The 19,216-nt window shown below is 64.0% G+C and carries 16 protein-coding genes; 9 read left to right on the top strand and 7 right to left on the bottom strand.

The window, feature by feature from the left end:
- Positions 1–32: 32 nt before the first annotated feature.
- A complete protein-coding gene (locus C7401_RS35375; RefSeq protein WP_112176697.1) occupies positions 33–860 on the bottom strand; it encodes a MetQ/NlpA family lipoprotein in 828 nt (275 codons plus the stop codon).
- A 160-nt stretch (positions 861–1,020) separates the two neighbouring features.
- On the opposite strand from C7401_RS35375, the gene C7401_RS35370 reads away from it, so the two are divergent.
- A complete protein-coding gene (locus C7401_RS35370; protein ID WP_112176696.1) occupies positions 1,021–2,520 on the top strand; it encodes an MFS transporter in 1,500 nt (499 codons plus the stop codon).
- A 13-nt stretch (positions 2,521–2,533) separates the two neighbouring features.
- Here C7401_RS35370 and C7401_RS35365 read toward each other — a convergent pair whose 3' ends face one another.
- The gene (locus tag C7401_RS35365; RefSeq protein ID WP_181565778.1) at positions 2,534–3,358 is read right to left on the bottom strand and encodes a phosphate/phosphite/phosphonate ABC transporter substrate-binding protein; all 825 of its coding nucleotides are present in this window, start codon (positions 3,356–3,358) and stop codon (positions 2,534–2,536) included.
- Positions 3,359–3,524: 166 nt separating this feature from the next.
- On the opposite strand from C7401_RS35365, the gene C7401_RS35360 reads away from it, so the two are divergent.
- Entirely contained in the window at positions 3,525–4,487 is a 963-nt protein-coding gene (locus C7401_RS35360; RefSeq protein WP_112176695.1) for a fatty acid desaturase, read from the top strand.
- Positions 4,488–4,503: 16 nt separating this feature from the next.
- Here the strand turns inward: C7401_RS35360 and C7401_RS35355 are convergent, their stop codons facing one another.
- A complete protein-coding gene (locus C7401_RS35355) occupies positions 4,504–5,667 on the bottom strand; it encodes an epoxide hydrolase family protein (RefSeq protein ID WP_112176694.1) in 1,164 nt (387 codons plus the stop codon).
- 395 nt (positions 5,668–6,062) lie between these two features.
- Here C7401_RS35355 and C7401_RS35350 point away from each other — a divergent pair, with 395 nt between their 5' ends.
- The 5 genes from C7401_RS35350 to C7401_RS35330 all read left to right on the top strand — a co-directional run bounded on the left by C7401_RS35350 (position 6,063) and on the right by C7401_RS35330 (position 12,005).
- Positions 6,063–7,088: an amidohydrolase family protein gene (locus tag C7401_RS35350; protein ID WP_112176693.1), complete on the top strand. Its 1,026-nt coding sequence runs from the start codon at positions 6,063–6,065 to the stop codon at positions 7,086–7,088.
- Between the two features lie 47 nt (positions 7,089–7,135).
- Positions 7,136–7,849: a substrate-binding domain-containing protein gene (locus C7401_RS35345; RefSeq protein WP_258397356.1), complete on the top strand. Its 714-nt coding sequence runs from the start codon at positions 7,136–7,138 to the stop codon at positions 7,847–7,849.
- A gap of 203 nt (positions 7,850–8,052) precedes the next feature.
- The gene (locus C7401_RS35340) at positions 8,053–9,831 is read left to right on the top strand and encodes a tannase/feruloyl esterase family alpha/beta hydrolase (RefSeq protein ID WP_112176692.1); all 1,779 of its coding nucleotides are present in this window, start codon (positions 8,053–8,055) and stop codon (positions 9,829–9,831) included.
- Between the two features lie 85 nt (positions 9,832–9,916).
- Positions 9,917–10,198, top strand: a complete 282-nt coding sequence (locus C7401_RS35335; RefSeq protein ID WP_258397355.1) for a GntR family transcriptional regulator — start codon at positions 9,917–9,919, stop codon at positions 10,196–10,198.
- Positions 10,199–10,655: 457 nt separating this feature from the next.
- Positions 10,656–12,005 carry an MFS transporter gene (locus tag C7401_RS35330; protein WP_112176691.1) on the top strand — a complete coding sequence of 450 codons (1,350 nt, stop codon included), beginning with the start codon at positions 10,656–10,658 and terminating at the stop codon, positions 12,003–12,005.
- A gap of 138 nt (positions 12,006–12,143) precedes the next feature.
- Here the strand turns inward: C7401_RS35330 and C7401_RS35325 are convergent, their stop codons facing one another.
- The 4 genes from C7401_RS35325 to C7401_RS35310 all read right to left on the bottom strand — a co-directional run bounded on the left by C7401_RS35325 (position 12,144) and on the right by C7401_RS35310 (position 16,761).
- A complete protein-coding gene (locus C7401_RS35325) occupies positions 12,144–13,205 on the bottom strand; it encodes a porin (RefSeq protein ID WP_112176690.1) in 1,062 nt (353 codons plus the stop codon).
- 408 nt (positions 13,206–13,613) lie between these two features.
- Positions 13,614–15,050, bottom strand: a complete 1,437-nt coding sequence (locus C7401_RS35320; protein WP_258397354.1) for an MFS transporter — start codon at positions 15,048–15,050, stop codon at positions 13,614–13,616.
- Positions 15,051–15,074: 24 nt separating this feature from the next.
- Complete coding sequence (locus tag C7401_RS35315; protein WP_112176689.1) at positions 15,075–15,380, bottom strand: DUF4387 domain-containing protein; 306 nt, start codon at positions 15,378–15,380, stop codon at positions 15,075–15,077.
- Positions 15,367–16,761 carry an acyclic terpene utilization AtuA family protein gene (locus C7401_RS35310; RefSeq protein ID WP_112176688.1) on the bottom strand — a complete coding sequence of 465 codons (1,395 nt, stop codon included), beginning with the start codon at positions 16,759–16,761 and terminating at the stop codon, positions 15,367–15,369. Before C7401_RS35310 ends, C7401_RS35315 begins: the two co-directional genes overlap by 14 nt.
- Positions 16,762–16,875: 114 nt before the next feature.
- Here C7401_RS35310 and C7401_RS35305 point away from each other — a divergent pair, with 114 nt between their 5' ends.
- Both C7401_RS35305 and C7401_RS35300 read left to right on the top strand, forming a co-directional pair.
- Complete coding sequence (locus C7401_RS35305; RefSeq protein WP_112176687.1) at positions 16,876–18,090, top strand: citrate synthase family protein; 1,215 nt, start codon at positions 16,876–16,878, stop codon at positions 18,088–18,090.
- A gap of 83 nt (positions 18,091–18,173) precedes the next feature.
- On the top strand, positions 18,174–19,202 hold the full coding sequence (locus C7401_RS35300; RefSeq protein WP_112176686.1) for a cyclase family protein: 1,029 nt from the start codon (positions 18,174–18,176) through the stop codon (positions 19,200–19,202).
- Positions 19,203–19,216: the final 14 nt, after the last annotated feature.

The following is a 19,216-nucleotide window of genomic DNA, read 5'->3' as shown; positions in this document are numbered from 1 at the left end:
ATTCGGCAACCGAATTACTTTCGCAGTGGTCATTACTGCTGCGGCGCGTCCTTCCACGCGGGCAACGTAGCCCCGTGATAAACGGCGAGAATCTCGGCGGCCACGTTGGGCTGCTGGTAACTCTCCACCAGCGTGTGCACCCACGGTGCGTTGGCATCCTTATCGTTCACGGCGATGAAGTTGCGATACGGATTACCCGGCACCTGCTCCTGCGCAATGCGCTCCTGCGGAATCTTGATGCCCGACTTGACCGCCCAGTCCGTGTTGACCACGGCCGCGTCCAGATCGCCGATCGAGCGGCCGATGATGCCCGCGTCGAGTTCCTTGATATGGATGTTCTTCGGATTCTTCGCGATGTCGCGCGCGGTGGGCAAGAGGCCCACGTCGGCGCGCAGCGTGATGAGCCCTTGCGCCTGGAGCAGCAGCAGCGCGCGGCCTTCGTTGCTCGGGTCGTTCGGCACGCCGATGGCGGCGCCTTGCGGCAGGTCCGCCACCGACTTCACCTTGCGCGAGTAAAGGCCGATCGGCTGAACGTACGTGAAGCCCACCGGCACGATGTGGTAGCCGCGCGCCTTGATCTGCGCGTCGAGATAGGGCTTGTGCTGGAACGAATTGGCGTCGAGGTCGTGAACCGAAAGCGCCTCATTGGGCTGCGTGTATTCGGAGAACGTCGTCACCTTCACGGTGACCCCGTGCTTCGCGGCGTTGGCGGCGACCACGCGCCACACGTCCTCGTCCTCGCCCGACATGATGCCCACGCGCACCGTATTGTCCGCCGCCTGAGCAAGCGACGCGCCCCCGAGGCTCACGCCCAGCGCGAGCGAAGCCAGCGCGGTTCCCAGCCATGTTCTTTTATTCATAGGTCCATCGTTCGATGAGTTGTGGATGAGGCGATGCTAGAGAGCGCGCCACGGGTGGACAACCAATTTCGGCAGCATTGCTTAGCTAAAAACGTCGTTTTGCCATGCACAACGGTGTGGCTACGATGCAGCGATTGCAATCATTCAGTGAGTACCCGTCATGTCCACACTCGCCGTTCCGGTACCGGAAGCCCGCGAAGATTCCGAGCCAGAGGCTGCGGCCGCTTCGCAGCACGCGGTGATTCGTTCCGCGCAGGACGTCGCCCGTATCGTCAACGCGGGAGCCGCGCAGGGCAGCAACGCGCGCATCGTGATCGCCATCGCGCTGGGCGGCGTGTTTCTCGACGCCTACGACCTCACTTCGCTCGCCTATGGCGTGAAGGACATCGCGCGCGAATTCGCGCTTTCGCCGGTGCAGGTGGGCTTCGTTTCGGCGGCCATTACATTTGGCGCGATTCTCGGCGCGCTGTTCGGCGGCTATCTGACCGACCGTATCGGCCGCTACCGCGTGTTCATGGCCGACATGCTGTTTTTCGTCGTGGCGGCCATCGCGGCCGGGCTTGCGCCCAACGCGTGGGTGCTGGGCGGCGCGCGTTTTCTCATGGGCTTCGGGGTCGGGCTGGACTTGCCCGTGGCCATGGCGTTTCTCGCGGAGTTCTCGCGCGTGGCGGGCAAAGGCAACAAGGCGGCGAGCGTGGCCGCATGGTGCCCCGCGTGGTACGCGGCCACGAGCACCTGCTATCTGCTGATCCTCGGCCTCTATGCGATCCTGCCCGAGCATCAGCTTGGTTGGCTCTGGCGGCTCACGCTCGCGTTTGGCGCGGTGCCGGCGCTCGTCATCATCGCGGTGCGCAGCCGCTATATCAGCGAGTCGCCCGTATGGGCCGCCAATCAGGGCGACCTGGAGGGCGCCGCGCGCATCCTCAAGCGCTCGTATGGCGTGGACGCCGTGGTCGAGAAAAGCGAGGCCCCGGTGCGCGCACCGCGCGCCGCCTCGTGGCGCAACTACGGCGTGCTCTTCAACGCCACTTACCGTCGTCGCACCATACTCGCCGCGACGATCGGCGCGGCGTCCTCGTTCGGCTACAACGCGATCATCTTCGGCCTGCCCGTGATCATCGCGAGCTTCCTCCAGCAAGGGCCGCTCACGACCATCGTGGCCGCGCTTACGCTGAACCTGCTGTTCGCGTTCGTCGGCGGGCTGATCGGCGTGCGCACCGCGCCCACCGTCGGCGCATGGAAGATGACCGCGCTCGGCCACGCCTTGCAGTTCGTCTCGCTGATCGGGCTCGCGTTGATCGGCCATCCCGGCAACGGTTTCTTCGTCGTCCTTGCCATTTTGCTGCTGGGCGGCTATCTGTTCGGGCAGGGATTCGGCCCCGGCTCGCATAGCATGACCTATGCGTCGCTCAGCTATCCGACTTCGCTGCGCGGCATTGGCGTGGGCTTCAATCAAACGCTCGTGCGCTCGGCCTCGACCATTTCGCTTTTCCTGTTCCCGGTGCTCGCCGCCGCACTCGGCACCAAGGTCTTCTGGGTGATCGCCATCGCACCGCTCACGTCGCTGCTGGTGCTGTTCGCAATCCGCTGGGAGCCGTCGGGTTACGACATCGACAGCGAGGATTACGCGGACGAACCCGCCGCCGCTGTTGCGCGCTGATCCCGCCGCTCGCTCAACGCAACTCGGCGTAGCCGAGTTGCGCGGCGGCGTGCGCCATGTGTTCGATTTCGGCGTAGGCGTCGCCGCCGAGTCTCGCGAAGCCGTGCAGGCGCAGCGCGCGTGCTCGCTCGACATTGGCGGCGAGGGCGGTATCGAGCGCCGCGCGCAGCGCTTCGGCCTGCGGTTCGGCGAGCGCGCGCGAGGCGATCAACGGCAGGCCGGGAGCCGGAGCCGTCATGCCCAGCACATGCACGCCGCGCAGGGCTTCAGGGTGTGCGTCGCGCAGCAACGCAAGCGTCACGCAGTCGATGGCTCCAACGTCCGCCTCGCCGTTCGCCAGGGCGCGCAACGTGGCGGCATGTGAACCGGTCCATCGCAGCGAAGCGAAGAAACGGCCGTCCCGCGCAAAGGGCGCCACGGCATGGCGCAGCGCGTTCATGCCGCTGTGCGAATCGGCGCTGTTGCAGGCTGCGCGCAGGCCCTGGCAGGCGGTGAGCGTCGTGGCACCGCGCTCCCACGCCTGCTCCCCTACGACGAGCGCGCTGCGATAGCGGTGGTCCTCGCAGCCGGGCGCGTCGAAGCATGGCGTGGCGATCAGATGGACGTGGCTTGCGAGTCCAAGCATGCGGTAGGGGAAGCCGCAGGTTTGCGAGAGCAGCAAGTCTTCGCGACGCCAGTGCGTCATCAAGTCGACGTCGGTGCTTTCGGCAAGCGTCACGTCGCCGGGGCCGCCCGCGCGCGCGAACGCCGTCATGCAGTCGCGCAGCAGCGCGTTCCAGTGCGCGGCGTGTTGCGGCGTGACGTTGTACATCGGCAGGGAGGCGATCCAGTGGTTCATGGGCGCATTCTACGCCGCGCGCCGCGCCTGCCTGACGCCGCATGCAGCTAAGCAAATACGAATCTATTGTTTGGTGAAGCGCGGCGCGTTCGTTATGTTGGATGGCCCAGGATGTTTCGCGCTCCAAAACGATGGGGTCGAATCATTGCAGCAGGATTCAACGAGCATGGCCGAATACTTCGACGTAGACCACGCGCGCGAAATCGCTTCGCTCGCAACAGGCTTCACCGCACGCACCGAGTGGCCCACGTGGCTCCTCATCGGCGTGATCTATGGCGGGTGGGCGGGCGTGCTGGCGCTCCTGCATGCCGGCCATCTCACGCTTGCCGCCGCCACGCCGCCGCTCGTGGTGCTGTGCGCCTGGCATATGTCCTTGCAGCACGAATTGATGCACGGCCATCCCACGCGCCTCACCTGGCTGAACGCGGCGCTCGGCTGGCCGCCGCTCGCCGTGTGGTTTCCGTACGCCTTGTACCGCGAGAGCCACATGGCGCACCATCGCGACGAAGCCTTGACGATGCCCGGCATCGACCCCGAAACGAACTACGTGCTGCCCGGCCGGTGGACGCAACTGCCGCGCTGGCAGCGCGTGTTGTGGCTCGCGCGCAAGAGTTTCGTGGGGCGCATGGTGATCGGGCCGCCGATGAGCGTCGCCGCGATGCTGCGCGGCGCGGCGGGTGCGTTGCAACGCGGCGAGCGCCGTCATCTGCCGATGTGGCTTGCGCATCTTGCGGCCGTCACGCTGTTGCTCGCGTGCGTGCAGCGTTATGCGGGCGTGCCGTGGTGGTACTACCTCGCTGCGATCACGTGGCCCGCGCTCGGGCTCGCGATGGTGCGCTCGCTGTACGAGCACCGCGCGGCCGCCCATCCGAAGGCGCGCATCGCCATCAATGAGGCCGGGCCCGTCATGCGGCTCCTGTACCTGAACAACAACTATCACCTCGTGCATCACGACTTGCCGGGGCTGGCGTGGTTTCACCTGCCGCGCGCCTATCGCATGCGCCGCGAGGACTATCGGCGCAAGTGCGGCGGCTTCGTGATTGGGGGCTACGCCGCGCTGCTCAGGCGCTATGCGTGGCGGGTGACCGACGCGCCCGCGCATCCGTTCGGAGATAGCGCGACGCGCTGAGCACGCTCGCCCGCGTTCATTGCCGGAACCGCTTGAAGAAACGGCGAATGTCGGCGGCGAGGAGGTCGGGTTCTTCCATGGCCGCGAAATGGCCGCCACGCGGCATGTCCGTCCACTGCGCGACGTCGAACACGCGCTCCAGCCATGATCTCGGCGGGTGATTGATTTCCTTGGGAAAGCGCGCGAACGCGACGGGCGGCTGCACGCGCTGCCCCGCTGCGAAGCGAAACGGTTGCAAGCGATTTTCCCAGTACATCTGCATCGAACTGCCGATGCTCTGCGTGAACCAGTAGATCGAAAGGTTCGTAAGCAGTGCGTCTTTCGAAAACCGGCGCTCGATCACGCCGTCGCAGTCGCTCCATGCGCGAAATTTTTCGCCGATCCACGCGGCGAGACCCGCGGGCGAGTCGTTGAGCGACGCCGCCAGCGTTTGCGGCTTCGTCGCATGCACGTGCGCGTAGCCGCCTTCCATTGCCGCCCATTCCGTCTTCTCGCGCAGATAGTCCTGCTCCGCCTGGCTGAGCGGGGCGGCGGCTTTATCGAGCTTATCGAGCGTAGGTTCGTACGACGAAGGCAGGAAGTTGAGGTGGATGCCTTCCACGGCGTCCGCATGCCGTGCGGCAAGCGCGATCGAAACACCCGCGCCCAGGTCGCCGCCCTGGGCGCCGAAGCGCGCGTAGCCGAGTCCGCGCATGAGCGCCGCCCACCGATCGGCCACCTGGAACGCCGATGAACCGGGGTGCGCCGCCGGCGGCGAAAAGCCGAAGCCCGGCAGCGAAGGCACGACGACATCGAAAGCATCGGCGGGATCGCCGCCGAACGCCGCGGGGTCGCACAGGCGTTCGAGCAGCGCGTGGAATTCGGCGAACGAGCCCGGCCAGCCATGCGTGATGACCAGCGGATAGGGGCTCGGACCCACGCCGCGCCGGTGCACGAAGTGCACGCGCTGGCCGCTCAGTTCGGCAATGAATTGCGGTTGCGCGTTGAGCGCGCGCTCGGCGCCGCGCCAGTCATATCGATCCGCCCAGTAGGCGACCAGTTCGCGCAGCCATGCGTTGTCGGTGCCTTGCTGCCATGAGGGCGCGGGCGTGGCGGCGGCCCAGCGCGTGGCGCGCAAACGCCGGTGCAGGTCGTCGAGCGCATCGTCGGACACGCGTATTTCGAATGGATCGCTATGCATGGCGGCTCATCGGTATTGGGGCGGTTCATTATGGACGAATTCGGCGGAGCGGGCCGGCGACGGCCATCGAGCGCTTTCGAATTCCTGGCGCCGCTTACCAGATGTTTATCGAGGCATCCATTTTGTTTATCTCCAACCGGAACCGCGATTGCGCGTTTCGTCCCGCGTCTTGAGCGCCGCAGCGCCGCGCGAGCCCCACAGGACGTGAGAATGGCGGTCTTTGCGCACCGCTGCCCGTGGACGCGTGGGGGGCCATGAGCGATGATTCTTGCGAAATCCAGGTATTAGCCCTGGCTTCTGGCGTGGCGCCCTCAATTCGTACCGTATCGATCGTGTTTTGCGCAGTTCCATTCGTGTGGCGGCTTTGCGGCGCTGCACCCGTAGCAGGGGTCTCAATGATCATCGATATTCACGGCCACTACACCACGGCGCCCCAGGCGCTGGAGGCCTGGCGCAAGCGCCAGATTGCGGCCATCGGCAACCCGTCCGGCATGCCGAAAACGTCGGAGCTGAAAATCGGCGACGACGAACTGCGCGAGTCGATCGAGCGCAATCAGCTCAGGCTGATGCGCGAGCGCGGCCTCGACCTCACGATCTTCAGCCCGCGCGCGAGCTTCATGGCGCATCACATCGGCGACTTCGAGATTTCCAGCACGTGGGCCGCGATCTGCAACGAGCTGTGCTACCGCGTGAGCGAGCTTTTCCCCGACAGCTTCGTGCCCGCCGCGATGCTGCCGCAAAGTCCCGGTGTCGATCCGGCCACCTGCATACCGGAACTCGTGAAGTGCGTGGAGCAGTACGGCAACGTGGCGATCAATCTGAATCCCGATCCTTCGGGCGGCCACTGGACGAGCCCGCCGCTTTCCGATCGCCACTGGTATCCCATCTACGAGAAGATGGTGGAGTACGACATTCCGGCGATGATTCACGTGAGCACGAGCTGCAACGCGTGCTTTCACACCACGGGCGCGCATTATCTGAATGCGGACACGACCGCGTTCATGCAATGCCTGACTTCGGACCTGTTCCGCGACTTTCCCACGCTGCGCTTTGTCATTCCGCACGGCGGCGGTGCGGCGCCGTACCACTGGGGGCGCTTTCGCGGCCTCGCGCAGGAACTCAAGAAGCCGCGGCTCGAAGAACACGTGCTGAACAACGTGTTCTTCGATACCTGCGTGTACCACCAGCCCGGCATCGATTTGCTCACGCGCGTGATTCCGGTCGAGAACATCCTGTTTGCGAGCGAGATGATCGGCGCGGTGCGCGGCATCGACCCCGAAACCGGGCATTACTACGACGACACGAAGCGCTATATCGAGGCCGCGCATGTCGATGCGGCGGACCGGCACAAGATTTACGAGGGCAATGCGCGCCGGGTGTATCCGCGCCTCGACGCGCGGCTTAAGGCAAAGGGGCGCTGAGCGCATGCGAGGCATGCCTCGCGCCATATCGACGGACAAGCCAGTCAATGACAGAGAACGATGTGAAGCATGACGCCACGCTCATGGGCGTCGGGTCGATGGCGACCCGCCAGGTGCTGGCGGCCTTGGCCGATTTATACGAACGCGCAACCGGGTGCCGCGTGAGCGTGACGTCGCTGGGCGGCGTGGAGGCCGCGCGGCGCGTGCAGGGCGGCGCGGCGTTCGACTTCGCGGTGCTCGCCGCGGGCGCGATCGACCGGCTGCTCGCAGGCGCCAGCCTCATGGGAGCGCGCGTGGATATCGTGCGCTCCGGCATGGCGGCGGCCGTCGCCGCGGGTGTGCCGCATCCGGACATCGGCACCGAAGGCGCGCTGCGTGAGGCGATGTCGCGCGCCACGCGCATCGGCTATTCGACGGGCCCGAGCGGCGACCATCTCGTGGGCCTGCTCGAACGCTGGGGCGTGGCGGAAACGATGTTGCCGCGCCTCGTGAAGGCGCAGCCGGGCGTGCCTGTGGCGAGCCTGATTGCCAGCGGCGAGGTCGAGCTTGGGTTCCAGCAGTTGAGCGAATTGAAGGACGTGCCGGGCGTGGACGTGATCGGCCCGCTGCCGGGCGAGGCGCAACTCGTGACGGTATTTTCCGCCGCGGTTTGTGCGGTCTCCACGCGGCAAACGGCTGCCGGGGACTTTCTGGCGTTCCTCGCTTCGGATCAGGCCGAGGCGACCAAACGGGCATTTGGCATGACGGCGGCCGGCGGTTGATCGCAGGCCGTCGCGCGTAAAAGGCGGCGCGAGGCAAGACGCAAGGCGCAGCAGGAGGATCGGATCGGACACGCGGCATCGTCCGGTTCACGCATCGGTTGTAATTAGACATCCTAATTAAAAGAAAGAGAAGTGGAGACGTGAAAAGTGAATCGGGACAACTCGAATACGGACAACGATATGGACAACGTCAGGAGGCAAAGATGAGTCATCTGCATTCAAAGCGAATTTTCGCGAGCGCAAGGGCCCGTGCGGCTTCGTTGCTCGGGCTGCTCGCCGTGTGCGCGACGGCCACGCTCGTGGCCGCGTGCGGCAGCGGCGGCAGTGGCAGTACCAGTAGCAGCGACGCGGCCAAAGCGCCGCTCGCGGTCGTGACGCCCGTGGTGGATTGCTCGAAGCTGGCGGCGATCGATATCACCGATATCGGCGGCGCGGGCAGCACGATTACGTCGGCCACGGTGACCACGGCAACCGTGAACGGCGCTTCGGTCAACTTCTGTACCGTGAAAGGCACGCTCGCGCCCTCGAATACCTTCGAGGTGGCGCTGCCGGTGAGCGGCTGGACGCAGCGCTTCGCGGCGCTGGGCTGCGGCGGCCTGTGCGGCAACGTGAGCGACCCGACCCAGCAGTCGTCGTTCAGCTTCAGCTACACGTGCCCGCTTGTGCAGCAAGGCGGCTTCGCGACGGCGGCAACCGACATGGGCCACTCGGGCAATGACGCGAGCTGGGCCACGGACCCGCAAAAGCAGGCCGATTTTGCGTATCGCGGTCAGCACATCACGACCCTCACGGCGGAAAAACTGATCAAGACTTACTACGGTCAGGCGCAGAAGTACGCGTATTTCGTGGGGTGCTCGGACGGCGGGCGCGAAGCGCTCATGGCCGCGCAACGCTACCCGAACGACTATAACGGCATCATCGCGGGCGCACCGGCCGCGCACTTCCAGATCCAGAACTCGCTGTATCACGGCTGGAGCGTGAAGTCGCAAAGCACCACGGGCGACAGCACCGGCAACGCCGTGCTCTACGCCGACAAGGCGCTCGTGCTACACAAGGCCGTGGTGGCGGCGTGCGGCGGCCAGGCGGGCGTGCCCGACGGCCTGATCGCCGATCCGCGCACCTGCAATTTCGATCCGGCTTCGATCCAGTGTCCGCAAGGCGCGACGAACACGAGCAGCTGCCTCACCGCCGCCGAAGTCGCCACCGCGAGCAAGATCTACGGCGGCCCGGTGGACGCGACCACGGGCGAGCGCATGCTCGCGGGCTCCCCGCAGCCGGGCTCGGAAGAGAACTGGGTAGGCGTGGAAGTGCCGACGACGAATTCGACGGACGCACCGGTGCCAGTGACGAAGCTGTTCAGCTACATGATCGTGACGGGCGCTTACAACCTGATCTTCACGGGCTCGCCCACCATGCCGACCATCGACACGTTCGGCTACACGGACGCCAGCTTCTACCCGACCTACCTGCAAGCGAATCACCCGCTGATGGACGCCACGAGCCCGGACCTCTCGGCCTTCCACAAGGCGGGCGGCAAGCTGATTCTGTGGCACGGCTGGGCCGACCAGCATATCTCGCCGCTCTTCACGATCCAGTATTTCGAGGCCATGCAGAACACCATGGGCGCCTCGAACGTGAGCGATTTCGCGCGCATGTACCTCGTGCCCGGCGTGGGTCACTGCGGCGGCGGCGAGGGTTTCCCGAACATCGACCTGGTTTCGCAGATCACGGCCTGGGCCGAGCAGGGCACGGCGCCGAACGCGGTCATGACCTACCAGACCGACTCGTCGAACAACGTGACGGCGAGCCGCCCGGTTTATCCGTACCCGGCTGTCGCGCAGTTCTCGGGCACGGGCGACTGGCACAGCGGCGCGAACTGGACGCAAGGCTCGCCGCTGTACAACGAGCCCACGCACACCTGGGCGGGCTCGAGCTTCTACACGTCGTACTCGCCGGCTACGCAGGGCGTCGCGGCGCCGTGAAGGGCAGTCCACAGTAGATGTTGAACCGGCCGGCCCTGCGGGGCCGGTTTGCTTTTTACCTGCTGGACAAGGAAGGAGCGCGCTCGTGCCGGCTCGTGTCAAATGGATCCCGTATCTTTCGTGCGACGGCATGCCGATATGGCGGCAAATCGTCTGCGCGCTCGAAGCCGCCATTGGTTCGGGCGAGCTACGCAGCGGCGACGGCTTGCCCTCGCAGCGCTATATGGCCGATTTCATCGGCGTGCATGTCAATACGGTCAACCGTGCGATGCGCGACGCCGTGACGCGAGGCTTGATCGTCGCGAAGACACGGCGCGGCATGGTGGTCGGTAGCGATCCCGTGGCGCGAGAGGCATGCGATAAATAAATCGCATGGAGATTGACGGAAAATCCGAAAGGCAGTGGCCGTTGGCGCGGCGGCCCGACTCCGCGCGATCGGCCGGTTGTTTTCGCGTCGTTTGTGTCGCGTTTGTGTCGTGTCTGTGCCGTGCCTGTGCCGCGTTTGCGAATCCCTTCGGACGGCATCCGTTTTATTTATCCCGCCGGATCCGATTCCACGCGCGCGCCCTGGCAGGCACAGCGCGCACGGAATTGGCCGGACCCAGGCGCGGCGCGGCTCAGCGGCACGATCGCGGCGGCGCGAGCCCGCCGCCAGTGCCTCCGGCTGAGCGCGCCGGCACCCAATATGTGGTTAACCCGCACTTTCACGCGAGGCGCGGTCCCCCTATCGTCCCGATCGACGGATCGCAGTCCGGATACGTAAGCGACCCGGGCGACCCGGGCCCGAGCGAACGGCTGACCATAAAACGGACAGGAGACTACAGATGTCTGGCAGCAAAACAATCGATATCAAGGCGTTCATCGACGAACGCCCCATTTCGGCCTATCAATGGCTCCTGGTGGCGCTGTGCTTTCTGGCGGTGACCGCCGACGGCATGGACGTGGCCATCATGGGGTTCGTTGCACCCTCCATCATTCACGAGTGGGCCATTTCGCGCCCCGAGTTCGGGCTCGTCATGAGCGCGGCGCCCATCGGCCTCGTGATCGGCGCGCTGGCCGCGGGCCCCGCTTCGGACCGCGTCGGGCGCAAATGGGTGCTGATTACCTCGGTGTTCCTTTTCGGCGTGTTCACGATTCTCACGGCGTTCGCGCAATCGCCCGTTTCGATGGCCGTGCTGCGCGTGCTGACCGGCATCGGTCTTGGCGCGGCGATGCCGAACTCCACCACGCTGCTCTCCGAGTATTCGCCGCAGCGCAAGCGCGCGCTCCTCATCACGATCATGTTCACGGGCTTTAACCTGGGCTCCGCGCTGATCGGCTTCGCCGCGGGCTGGCTGGTGCCGAACCACGGCTGGCGCGCCGTGCTGATTTTCGGCGGCGCCATTCCGCTTGTGCTCGTACCGCTCCAGGCGTGGCTCCTGCCCGAGTCGGCGCGCCTGCTCGCTGTGCGTGGCGCACCGAGCATGCGCATTGGCGCGATTCTCAACCGCGTGACGGGCGCGAACTTCACGGGCGCCGAGACTTTCGTCTCGAACGAACCGCCTCTGCCCACGCGCAAGCCGCTTGGCGTGCTGTTCTCGGAAGGCTATGGCGTGATGACGCTCGCGCTGTGGGTCACGTATTTCATGGGCCTGCTCGTGATCTACCTGCTCACCGGCTGGCTGCCGACGCTCATCAAGGACGCGGGTCTGTCGATCACGGCGGCGGCGAACGTCACGGCCATGTTCCAGATCGGCGGGACGATCGGCGCGGTGCTGGTGGGCTGGATCATGGACAAGGTGCGTCCGGCGCGTGTCATCAGCGCCGCGTACCTGGGCGGCGGCATCTGCGTGCTGGTGCTGGCGGGCATGGGGGCGCTCTCTTCGTCGCTCGCATTGCTGGTGTTCGCGGCGGGATTTTGCATGAGCGGCGCGCAAACGGGCCTGAACGCCTATGCGCCGGGCCGCTACCCGACGGTTGCGCGCGCAACGGGTGTGAGCTGGATGCTGGGCATGGGCCGCTTCGGCAGCATCTTCGGCTCCGCCATTGGCGGCGCGCTGCTCGGCCTCGGCTGGCAGTTCGGTGCGATTCTCGCGATGCTGGCCGTGCCGGCCGTGCTCGCGGCCATCGCGATCCTGGTGTCGCAGCGGACGCGTCACGGTGAGCCGGCTACCCAGGTGAGCGCGGCGCACTAACAAAGCAACGGCGTTCGAAAATGAGGCGCGGCGGCGCGGCGAGCACTGCCGCGCCTCGTTGTTTGTGGAAGCATGTGGCCCGCATGTGACCCGCTTATGGCCGATGCCTCCCGTTCGACGAGTTGAAGCACCGCGGTATCAGAACCGGGAAATCAGTCCAATTGAAGCACCCGTGATACCCGTGCTATTCGGAGCTCGCCCGAAAGCAGCGAGGTTCGTGGGATCATTGATATATTTTCCCGAGAAGTGATTCCGGTCGACCTCGGCGTAGACATCCGTGCGCTTCGACAACGAGTAGCGCACGATCACGTAAGCGGTCTGCTTGTGCCCTGTCGCTCCTTCCTTGTTGCCCAGGTTGCTGGCGATGTCGTCGTAGTAGGCGGCAGTCAACGATAGGGCAGGCGTGTATTGCCATATGAAGCCCCCCTGCGGGACGTCGTCGCGCCGCTGTGACGGGTTCTTTGTCGTACCGCTCACCCTGAGCGCCAGATAGCTGAGGAACAGCCGAACCGGACCGGCCTGCCACGAGGAGCCCGCGAAGTAGCTTTGCGCTGCCTGTGACGCGTCGGCGTTGTACACGCGCTGATATGCGATACCCCCCTTGAACGGGCCCCGTGTGTAGTTCAGTTGACCGGAATAGCTAGATCCCGCCCGCTGGTTCCCTGCCACGCCACCGAACGAATAGCTCGCGCTTGCCTCGGTTCCGGCGTAACGATAGCGGTACTTGACGGAATTATTGAACCGCGTGTCGAGCGTAAAGAAGTTGGCGGCGAGGAGCGCCGTGGGAGCAAGCGCGATGTCGCTTCCGCCGATGTGCGAGGGATCGAGCGAAATGCCAAGATCCTCAAATGAACTGAACTGGCGACCTGCGGTGAGGAGCCCATACTGCGTGTTTTCGAGCCCTACGTAGGCGTCTCGCTGCCACAGCACGTTGCTTGACGACAGCGCGCCATTTCCGATGTTGAACTGGCTTTCGAGGCGAAAAATGGCCTTTGTTCCACCGCCCAGGTCTTCTGAGCCAAGCAAGCCGAATCTACTGGAGTCGAGCGGCCCCGAAAATTTGACTGTTGCTCCGCCCGCGGTGCCATTGACCCACCGAATGCCACCGTCGACTACACCATATAGCGTTATGTCAGACTGCGCATTCGCGCTCCCGCACGCCATGGCGAAAAGAACTCCCGGTAACGCAAATCTCTTCATTTCGTCTCCAGATTTTATATGTAGTACAACTTATTTAATTTCAAATAGCGATATCAACTGATACAGGCAGGCTGCCAGGTGCATCCTCGCTCGCTACGAGTCGCCTATTCGGCGTTGTGCGGCGGATCTGGCTGGCGTTGCCTTCTCGGCAGGCGGCTCACGAGAGGCGCTGAGGCATCCGTGTGATGCGGGTATGCGGCAGTGGGATATATGTCGATGCGATTCGACAGGAAATAGTCGACGTTCTGCCCAGCCTGCCACTGAGCCTCGCCTTGTGATGCCGCTTCACCCGATAGCGACCGGTTGCGTAAGCTGTGAGCCTGACGAGATTCGAACTGGGATCGCCGTTGCTCCGGGCAGCCGCGCGAATTACCGCGTTGTGCGATTCATCCGGGCGACTCGATGCGCTTAAGGCCGTCCCGAGATCTCCTCAAAGCTCCTGTTGCGCGTTCGCGGTCCAACCCATCCGATGGTGAGCAATGCAATGATCATGCAGCCGCTGATCGTGAGGAACACGGCCGGGACGCCACCGCGCGTCAATACAAAGGCAACGATGTATCCACTGATTGCCGCCGACAACCTCGTAAATGAGTACACGAAGCCGACAGCGCGCCCTCTGATGGAGGTGGGGAAGATTTCGCTTTGATAGGCGTGTCCGTGAAAACTCAAGGCGGCGTTTGCGAACGTCAATCCGATACCCGCGCTAATCCAGCCGACCGGCGACGTCGAGTGTGCAAAGATCAACCCCAGCGCAATGGAAACCAGGCCAATGGCGATGATCTGGTGTTTGCGCTCGAACCGGTCTGCCAGCAGGGCGATCAATATCGGCCCGAGAGGCGCTGCGAGGCTGACGCCGAAGGTGTAGAACAGGCTGTGCTTCAGTTGCACACCCTGCGCCTCCAGCAAGGTGGGGATCCAGTTGCTGAATCCGTAATAGGCGATGTTCTGGAAGACGAAGTAGACGATCATCATCAACATCGCATTGCGCACGTAGTGCGATGCATCGCGGCGCGCCGGGTATGGGTCAGTCGCGTCTTGCGTAACCGGTGCCGAACAGCTTTTTTGCTGCCCGCCCTCGTCGAGGGCATTCAGCACCGCATGGGCTTCTTCCGCGCGCCCCTGCGATGCGAGCCAGCGAGGGGACTCCGGCAGGTTCCGGCGAAACATCCAGAAAACCGCTGCGCCCGCCGCGGGAAGGAAGGTCAACCACCTCCATCCCTCAACACCGAATACCGGATGAGGAATCAGGATGGCTGCCAGTAGGGCCGCGATTGGGATCGCAGAATACTCGATGGATTTAGCCGTGCCGAATGCTTTTCCGCGGAGGTGCTTGGGCATGATCTCCACGATAAAGCAGTCGATGGCAACCGATTCGGCGCCCAGTCCGACACCCGCCAGGAGTCGCCAGAAGCAGATCCAGATTGAGTCGTCCTGTAACCCCATGACGAACGTTGCGAGCGCGTAGAACGCCAGCGCATAGCCGAAGACGACCTTGCGGCCGAACCGGTCTCCCAGCCCCGCAAAGCCGATCACGCCGAGATACAGGCCAAGGAAGGTGGCTGATATGAAGGTCGCCTGGTCAGAAAATCCAAAGAGGCCGGCCGTGCCGGTCTTGAATATCCCCGCCGCCACGAGCCCGGGCGAGATGGGCGCGGTCAACGCAAGATCATAGACCTCAAAGAAGCCGCCCACCGCGATCAGGGCGAGCCATCCCCACAGGCGCGTTGATCCTTCCAGTGCATCAATGCGCGCACCGATCTGCGCGACTGCGACTGCATTCGCGGGATCGTTGCGAACCGACGCGCGACTTTCCCTGGCCCTTGCGGCCATCAATATTTTGTTCATGGTGTCTCCTCCTGGGTGGACCGGTCAGTCGATCGAGACGCTCAGCAGCGGAATGAACTGCTGCCCCCCGTGCAGATCGGATGCCCCCAGTGCACCTTGCGTCGTCGGGTGCGGGATGCTGAACTTGAATGCGCGAGCGCTGTCGCATTCGAAGAAACGGACCTTGTCGGGCGTAGTCTGATACAGACGCGAAAACATCTCCGCGCTGAGCGCCCCGGAGCGCTTGACGAGTTGATAGCTCTCGTCGTCGCTGAACAGGACATCGAAAGTCAATACGAAAGGGCCGGCGTTCTTGCTGCGAACCATCGCGGCGATGTCAGAGAGTTGCATGCGTGGCTTCCGGGATAGGCGTGATGGTGGTTCGAAACATGGACGCCGGCGAATCCGGCAGCACAACGTGATTCATGTTGAAGGCATACACCGGTCCGCGTTCAATGTGCGCCGGGTTGTGCAGGCAAGCGAAGCCCGTGATCGATCCTTTCCACTTGGTCGTGGGCTGGTGCAGCAACGGTTGCCGTGTCAATTGCACGAGGGCGCTGGCGGTCTGCTGGTCCGCAGCGGTGGCTTCGACAACGAGCCCGATTTCATGCGGGATTCGTGCGCGATCTGGCTCGAGCGTTCCCATTACGCCGTCGCGGCCGTATGCGTGGTAGTCGATCCTCGCGCCCATCGCTTCCAATGACTTACCGAATACCTTTTCCACCGACAGTTGGACGCGCTGGATCACGTTGCCGAGCCAGTCGTCGAATTCCCTCAGGATGAAGGGATCGCGGATGCCGCCCACCATGATGCTTTGATATCCCACGAGTTCGGCGCCTTCGAGCTTGATGGTGGTCCGCTCGGCTGGCCAGAACTTGCTTCCCCGTATCCGCACGCTTGTTTCGTCGATCTGTTCATAGAGGGTCTCGCTGATGTCCAGTACGCCGGAGGCCTCGGTGAAGCAAAACGGATCGGCGTTCTCGTAGAGACTATGCGCGGCGACGGATTGGGTCGTGCAACGCAAGCCGGGGCCGATCGGCTGGATCACCACTTCGTCCGTCCGCACATAGCCGACGACCATCCCGTGCGCGGGCCTTTCGCAAACCGAGGGGCCGCATTCGACAACCTTGCCCGCGTGCCAGGCCAGCCCATGGGGAAGGCCCATCTGGATCGGCATGGCCGCATAGAGTGCGGGATCGCTACAGCGTCCAGCCACAACGAGATCGACGCCTGCGGCGAGCGCGGCTTGCAGCGGCTCGACGCCCATCATGCCGACCACGCGCTCGCTGCGACGGATCGTCGTTTCATCGAGATGGGGCGCCGGGTCGAGTGCGCGGATGCGCCCCTGAGCGAGTTTTTCCGCCAGAAAGTCCTTTGACTGCTCCGAGCGAATCTCGGCCACCTTGAGCTTCAGACCTTCAGAGGCTGCGACCTCGCGCACGATCTCCATGAACCAGTCGACATGCACGTCCGCGCCACCCGTTCCCACGGAGCCAATCAGCAAGGGAATTCCGGCGGGCACGGTGTTTCGCAGCAGGGTGGCGAGATCTCGTACGATCGCTTCACGTGGAAAAGCGCACACGCCCATGCCCAACGCAAACGGGCCCGCATCCGTGGTCCCGGCGTCGGCGGCAACGAAGTGCGGCTCGCACGCCATCGCTTTGCGCAAACTGTCTTCCGGGACGCCGATGCCGAGCATTCCGCTCGCGGCAATAAACCTGCATTCCTTCATGTTGTCTCCATCCGGGCGAAGAATGGCCCGGTAGGAACAAGTGTCGATGTATGTGGCATCGTCAGTCAATCTCGATGATAATCATCGATATATCGACTGATACATTCTCATCCTATGGCAAGCGCAACTCCCGTACCGCTGGGCTCCAGCGATGGCCTCTACATGACGGCGGAGGAAGCCGCAAGCGCACTGAATGTCAGCGTGCCCACGCTCTATACCTATGTCAGCCGAAAGAACATCCGTGCGCACAAGACTCGTGGCAGCCGTGTCAGTCGCTACCTGCGCTCGGACATTGAACAGATCAAGTCGGGGATCGCGCCCGCCTCGGCACGCGACACCGCGCCGGGTCTCATGGGTTCATCGGCTATCACATTGATGACGGAGGCGGGCTCCTTCTATCGAGGCGTGAGCGCCATCGATCTGGCAGAGGAGGCCACCCTCGAGGATGTCGCCCGGCTGCTGTGGGATGCGGGCGACTTCGATCCCTTCGATGGCCCGCCGACTTCGCTGCCTGGGAAAAGTGACGCGTTGCTCAAAGCCTGCGCGAACTATGACGCGCTGGACCGCGCCATCATGTTGCTTCCGGCTGTCGAGGGCGCCAATCCTCGCGCACTTGACCTCGGCAAGCAGGGTTTTCTTCGCTCAGGGGCCGATGTCTTGCGCTGGTTTGCTGCATGGATGCTGGGGCAGACATCGCCGGCAGCGCTGCCGCTTCATCGGTACATCGGCGCGACAACCCAATGCGGACCGAAACTGGAAGATGCGGTACGCAGGGTGCTTGTCCTTTCGGCTGACCAGGCGCTGCATCCCGTCACCTACGTCGCCCGCGCGGCTGCCAGCACCGGCGCGACGCCTTACCGATGTGTCATCGCCGGCCTCTCGGCCGTTACGGGCAGACGCCTGCCGTCTGTTCGCGTGGGCGCGGTGTCGCGCTTTCTGGCCGAAATAGACAGCGCGGCGGATACGACCGAGCCGGTCAGGATTCGTGTGCGGGAGAGCGAGGACATCCCGGGGTTTGGCTACTCGCCCTTCAATGCCCCAGATCCGCGCTCGGCGGCGCTGTTGGCTGCGTTGCGTGTGCTGTTGGCCAGCGACCGAAACTTCGCGCGCTTTGTGCGCGCCATTGACCTTGCTATCGATCTCACGGGGCAGCAACCGGATTTTGCCCTGCTTGCTGCCTATGTGAACCGTCGCATCGGCGCCGAGCCGGACGCGAATCTGGTTCGGCTCGGGCGGATCGCAGGATGGGTAGCCCATGCCTGGGAGCAGCAACATGAGGTGCCGCTCGTACGCTGGAAGGTCAACTACAGCGGGATTCTACCGGGCTGAACAATATATCGATAATAACAGTCGATATTGACGAATGTTCTCCATGAACGGTATGTTCAGCGACATGAGTTCAAGGAGGCAGCATGGGCAAGCGTTGGATACGTCGGCCGGAAGGGTCGAACTGGGGCGATTTCGGGGACGCGGATCAAATCGGCAGGTTGAATCTTTTGACGCCGGCAAAGGTCAGGCAGGGCCTCGCCGAGGCGCGGGAAGGCATCGCTTTTTGCTTGAGCCTGCCGCTCGACTATCCTGGCGGCAACGTCGCCAATCCACGCCGACACCCGCCCCGGCTCTTCGGCGCGATGCACGGCGGCCAGTGCTTTCACAATCACTCGCGACATGTGCCAGGCGCAATGCGGTCCTCGGTTGTCTGTGACGACGCCGTGCTGCTTTCCACCCAATACTCGACTCAGTGGGACAGCCTTGCCCACGTTGGCGCCGAGTTCGATGCGGACGGAGACGGCGTCGCCGAGGTCGTGTACTACAACGGATGGCGCGGTGGCGAACATATTGTGACGCCGCCGCCGCGAGAGGGCGTGGAGGAATGGGCTCGTCATGAAGGCGTCAGCGCCGGACCGCTGGGCATCGACACGATCGCTGCGACATGCGTGCAAGGGCGCGGCGTGATGGTCGACCTCTTCGAGCGCTTTGGCCGCGAACAGCATCGCGTCGGCTATGACGAACTCATGCGTATCTTCGATGACGACGCAGTGGAGGTCGAACCCGGCGACATGCTGTGTCTATGCACGGGCTTTGACGAATTGCTGCTCGAGATGAACAAGGCACCGGACCCCTGGCGGCTGCACAACAGTTGCGCAGGGCTCGATGGATCCGACTCCCGACTGCTGCAATGGATCACTGACTCCGGTGTCGCAGCCCTCATTTCGGACAATCGTGCTGTTGAGATTCTGCCGCCACCGCCGGGCGCTGCGAGCACCATCCACGAACACTGCCTGTTCAAGCTGGGAGTGCCGCTTGGCGAGCAATGGTTGCTTTCACCGCTTAATCGTTGGCTGCGCGAGCATGGCCGCAACCGGTTCCTGCTCACAGCACCACCGCTGCGGTTGCCAGGGGCGGCTGGCTCACCGGTCACGCCGGTCGCAACAGTTTAGGGCGTAGGTATGCA

It is taken from the genome of Paraburkholderia unamae (assembly GCF_003268775.1).
Lineage (GTDB): Bacteria > Pseudomonadota > Gammaproteobacteria > Burkholderiales > Burkholderiaceae > Paraburkholderia > Paraburkholderia unamae.
This window is presented reverse-complemented; position numbering and strand designations above follow the sequence as displayed.

Coding starts and splice junctions, on each gene's coding strand:
- C7401_RS35375 (WP_112176697.1), bottom strand. CDS start 860: ATGAATAAAAGAACATGGCTGGGAACCGCGCTGGCTTCGCTCGCGCTG.
- C7401_RS35370 (WP_112176696.1), top strand. CDS start 1,021: ATGTCCACACTCGCCGTTCCGGTACCGGAAGCCCGCGAAGATTCCGAG.
- C7401_RS35365 (WP_181565778.1), bottom strand. CDS start 3,358: ATGAACCACTGGATCGCCTCCCTGCCGATGTACAACGTCACGCCGCAA.
- C7401_RS35360 (WP_112176695.1), top strand. CDS start 3,525: ATGGCCGAATACTTCGACGTAGACCACGCGCGCGAAATCGCTTCGCTC.
- C7401_RS35355 (WP_112176694.1), bottom strand. CDS start 5,667: ATGCATAGCGATCCATTCGAAATACGCGTGTCCGACGATGCGCTCGAC.
- C7401_RS35350 (WP_112176693.1), top strand. CDS start 6,063: ATGATCATCGATATTCACGGCCACTACACCACGGCGCCCCAGGCGCTG.
- C7401_RS35345 (WP_258397356.1), top strand. CDS start 7,136: ATGACAGAGAACGATGTGAAGCATGACGCCACGCTCATGGGCGTCGGG.
- C7401_RS35340 (WP_112176692.1), top strand. CDS start 8,053: ATGAGTCATCTGCATTCAAAGCGAATTTTCGCGAGCGCAAGGGCCCGT.
- C7401_RS35330 (WP_112176691.1), top strand. CDS start 10,656: ATGTCTGGCAGCAAAACAATCGATATCAAGGCGTTCATCGACGAACGC.
- C7401_RS35325 (WP_112176690.1), bottom strand. CDS start 13,205: ATGAAGAGATTTGCGTTACCGGGAGTTCTTTTCGCCATGGCGTGCGGG.
- C7401_RS35320 (WP_258397354.1), bottom strand. CDS start 15,050: ATGAACAAAATATTGATGGCCGCAAGGGCCAGGGAAAGTCGCGCGTCG.
- C7401_RS35315 (WP_112176689.1), bottom strand. CDS start 15,380: ATGCAACTCTCTGACATCGCCGCGATGGTTCGCAGCAAGAACGCCGGC.
- C7401_RS35310 (WP_112176688.1), bottom strand. CDS start 16,761: ATGAAGGAATGCAGGTTTATTGCCGCGAGCGGAATGCTCGGCATCGGC.
- C7401_RS35305 (WP_112176687.1), top strand. CDS start 16,876: ATGGCAAGCGCAACTCCCGTACCGCTGGGCTCCAGCGATGGCCTCTAC.
- C7401_RS35300 (WP_112176686.1), top strand. CDS start 18,174: ATGGGCAAGCGTTGGATACGTCGGCCGGAAGGGTCGAACTGGGGCGAT.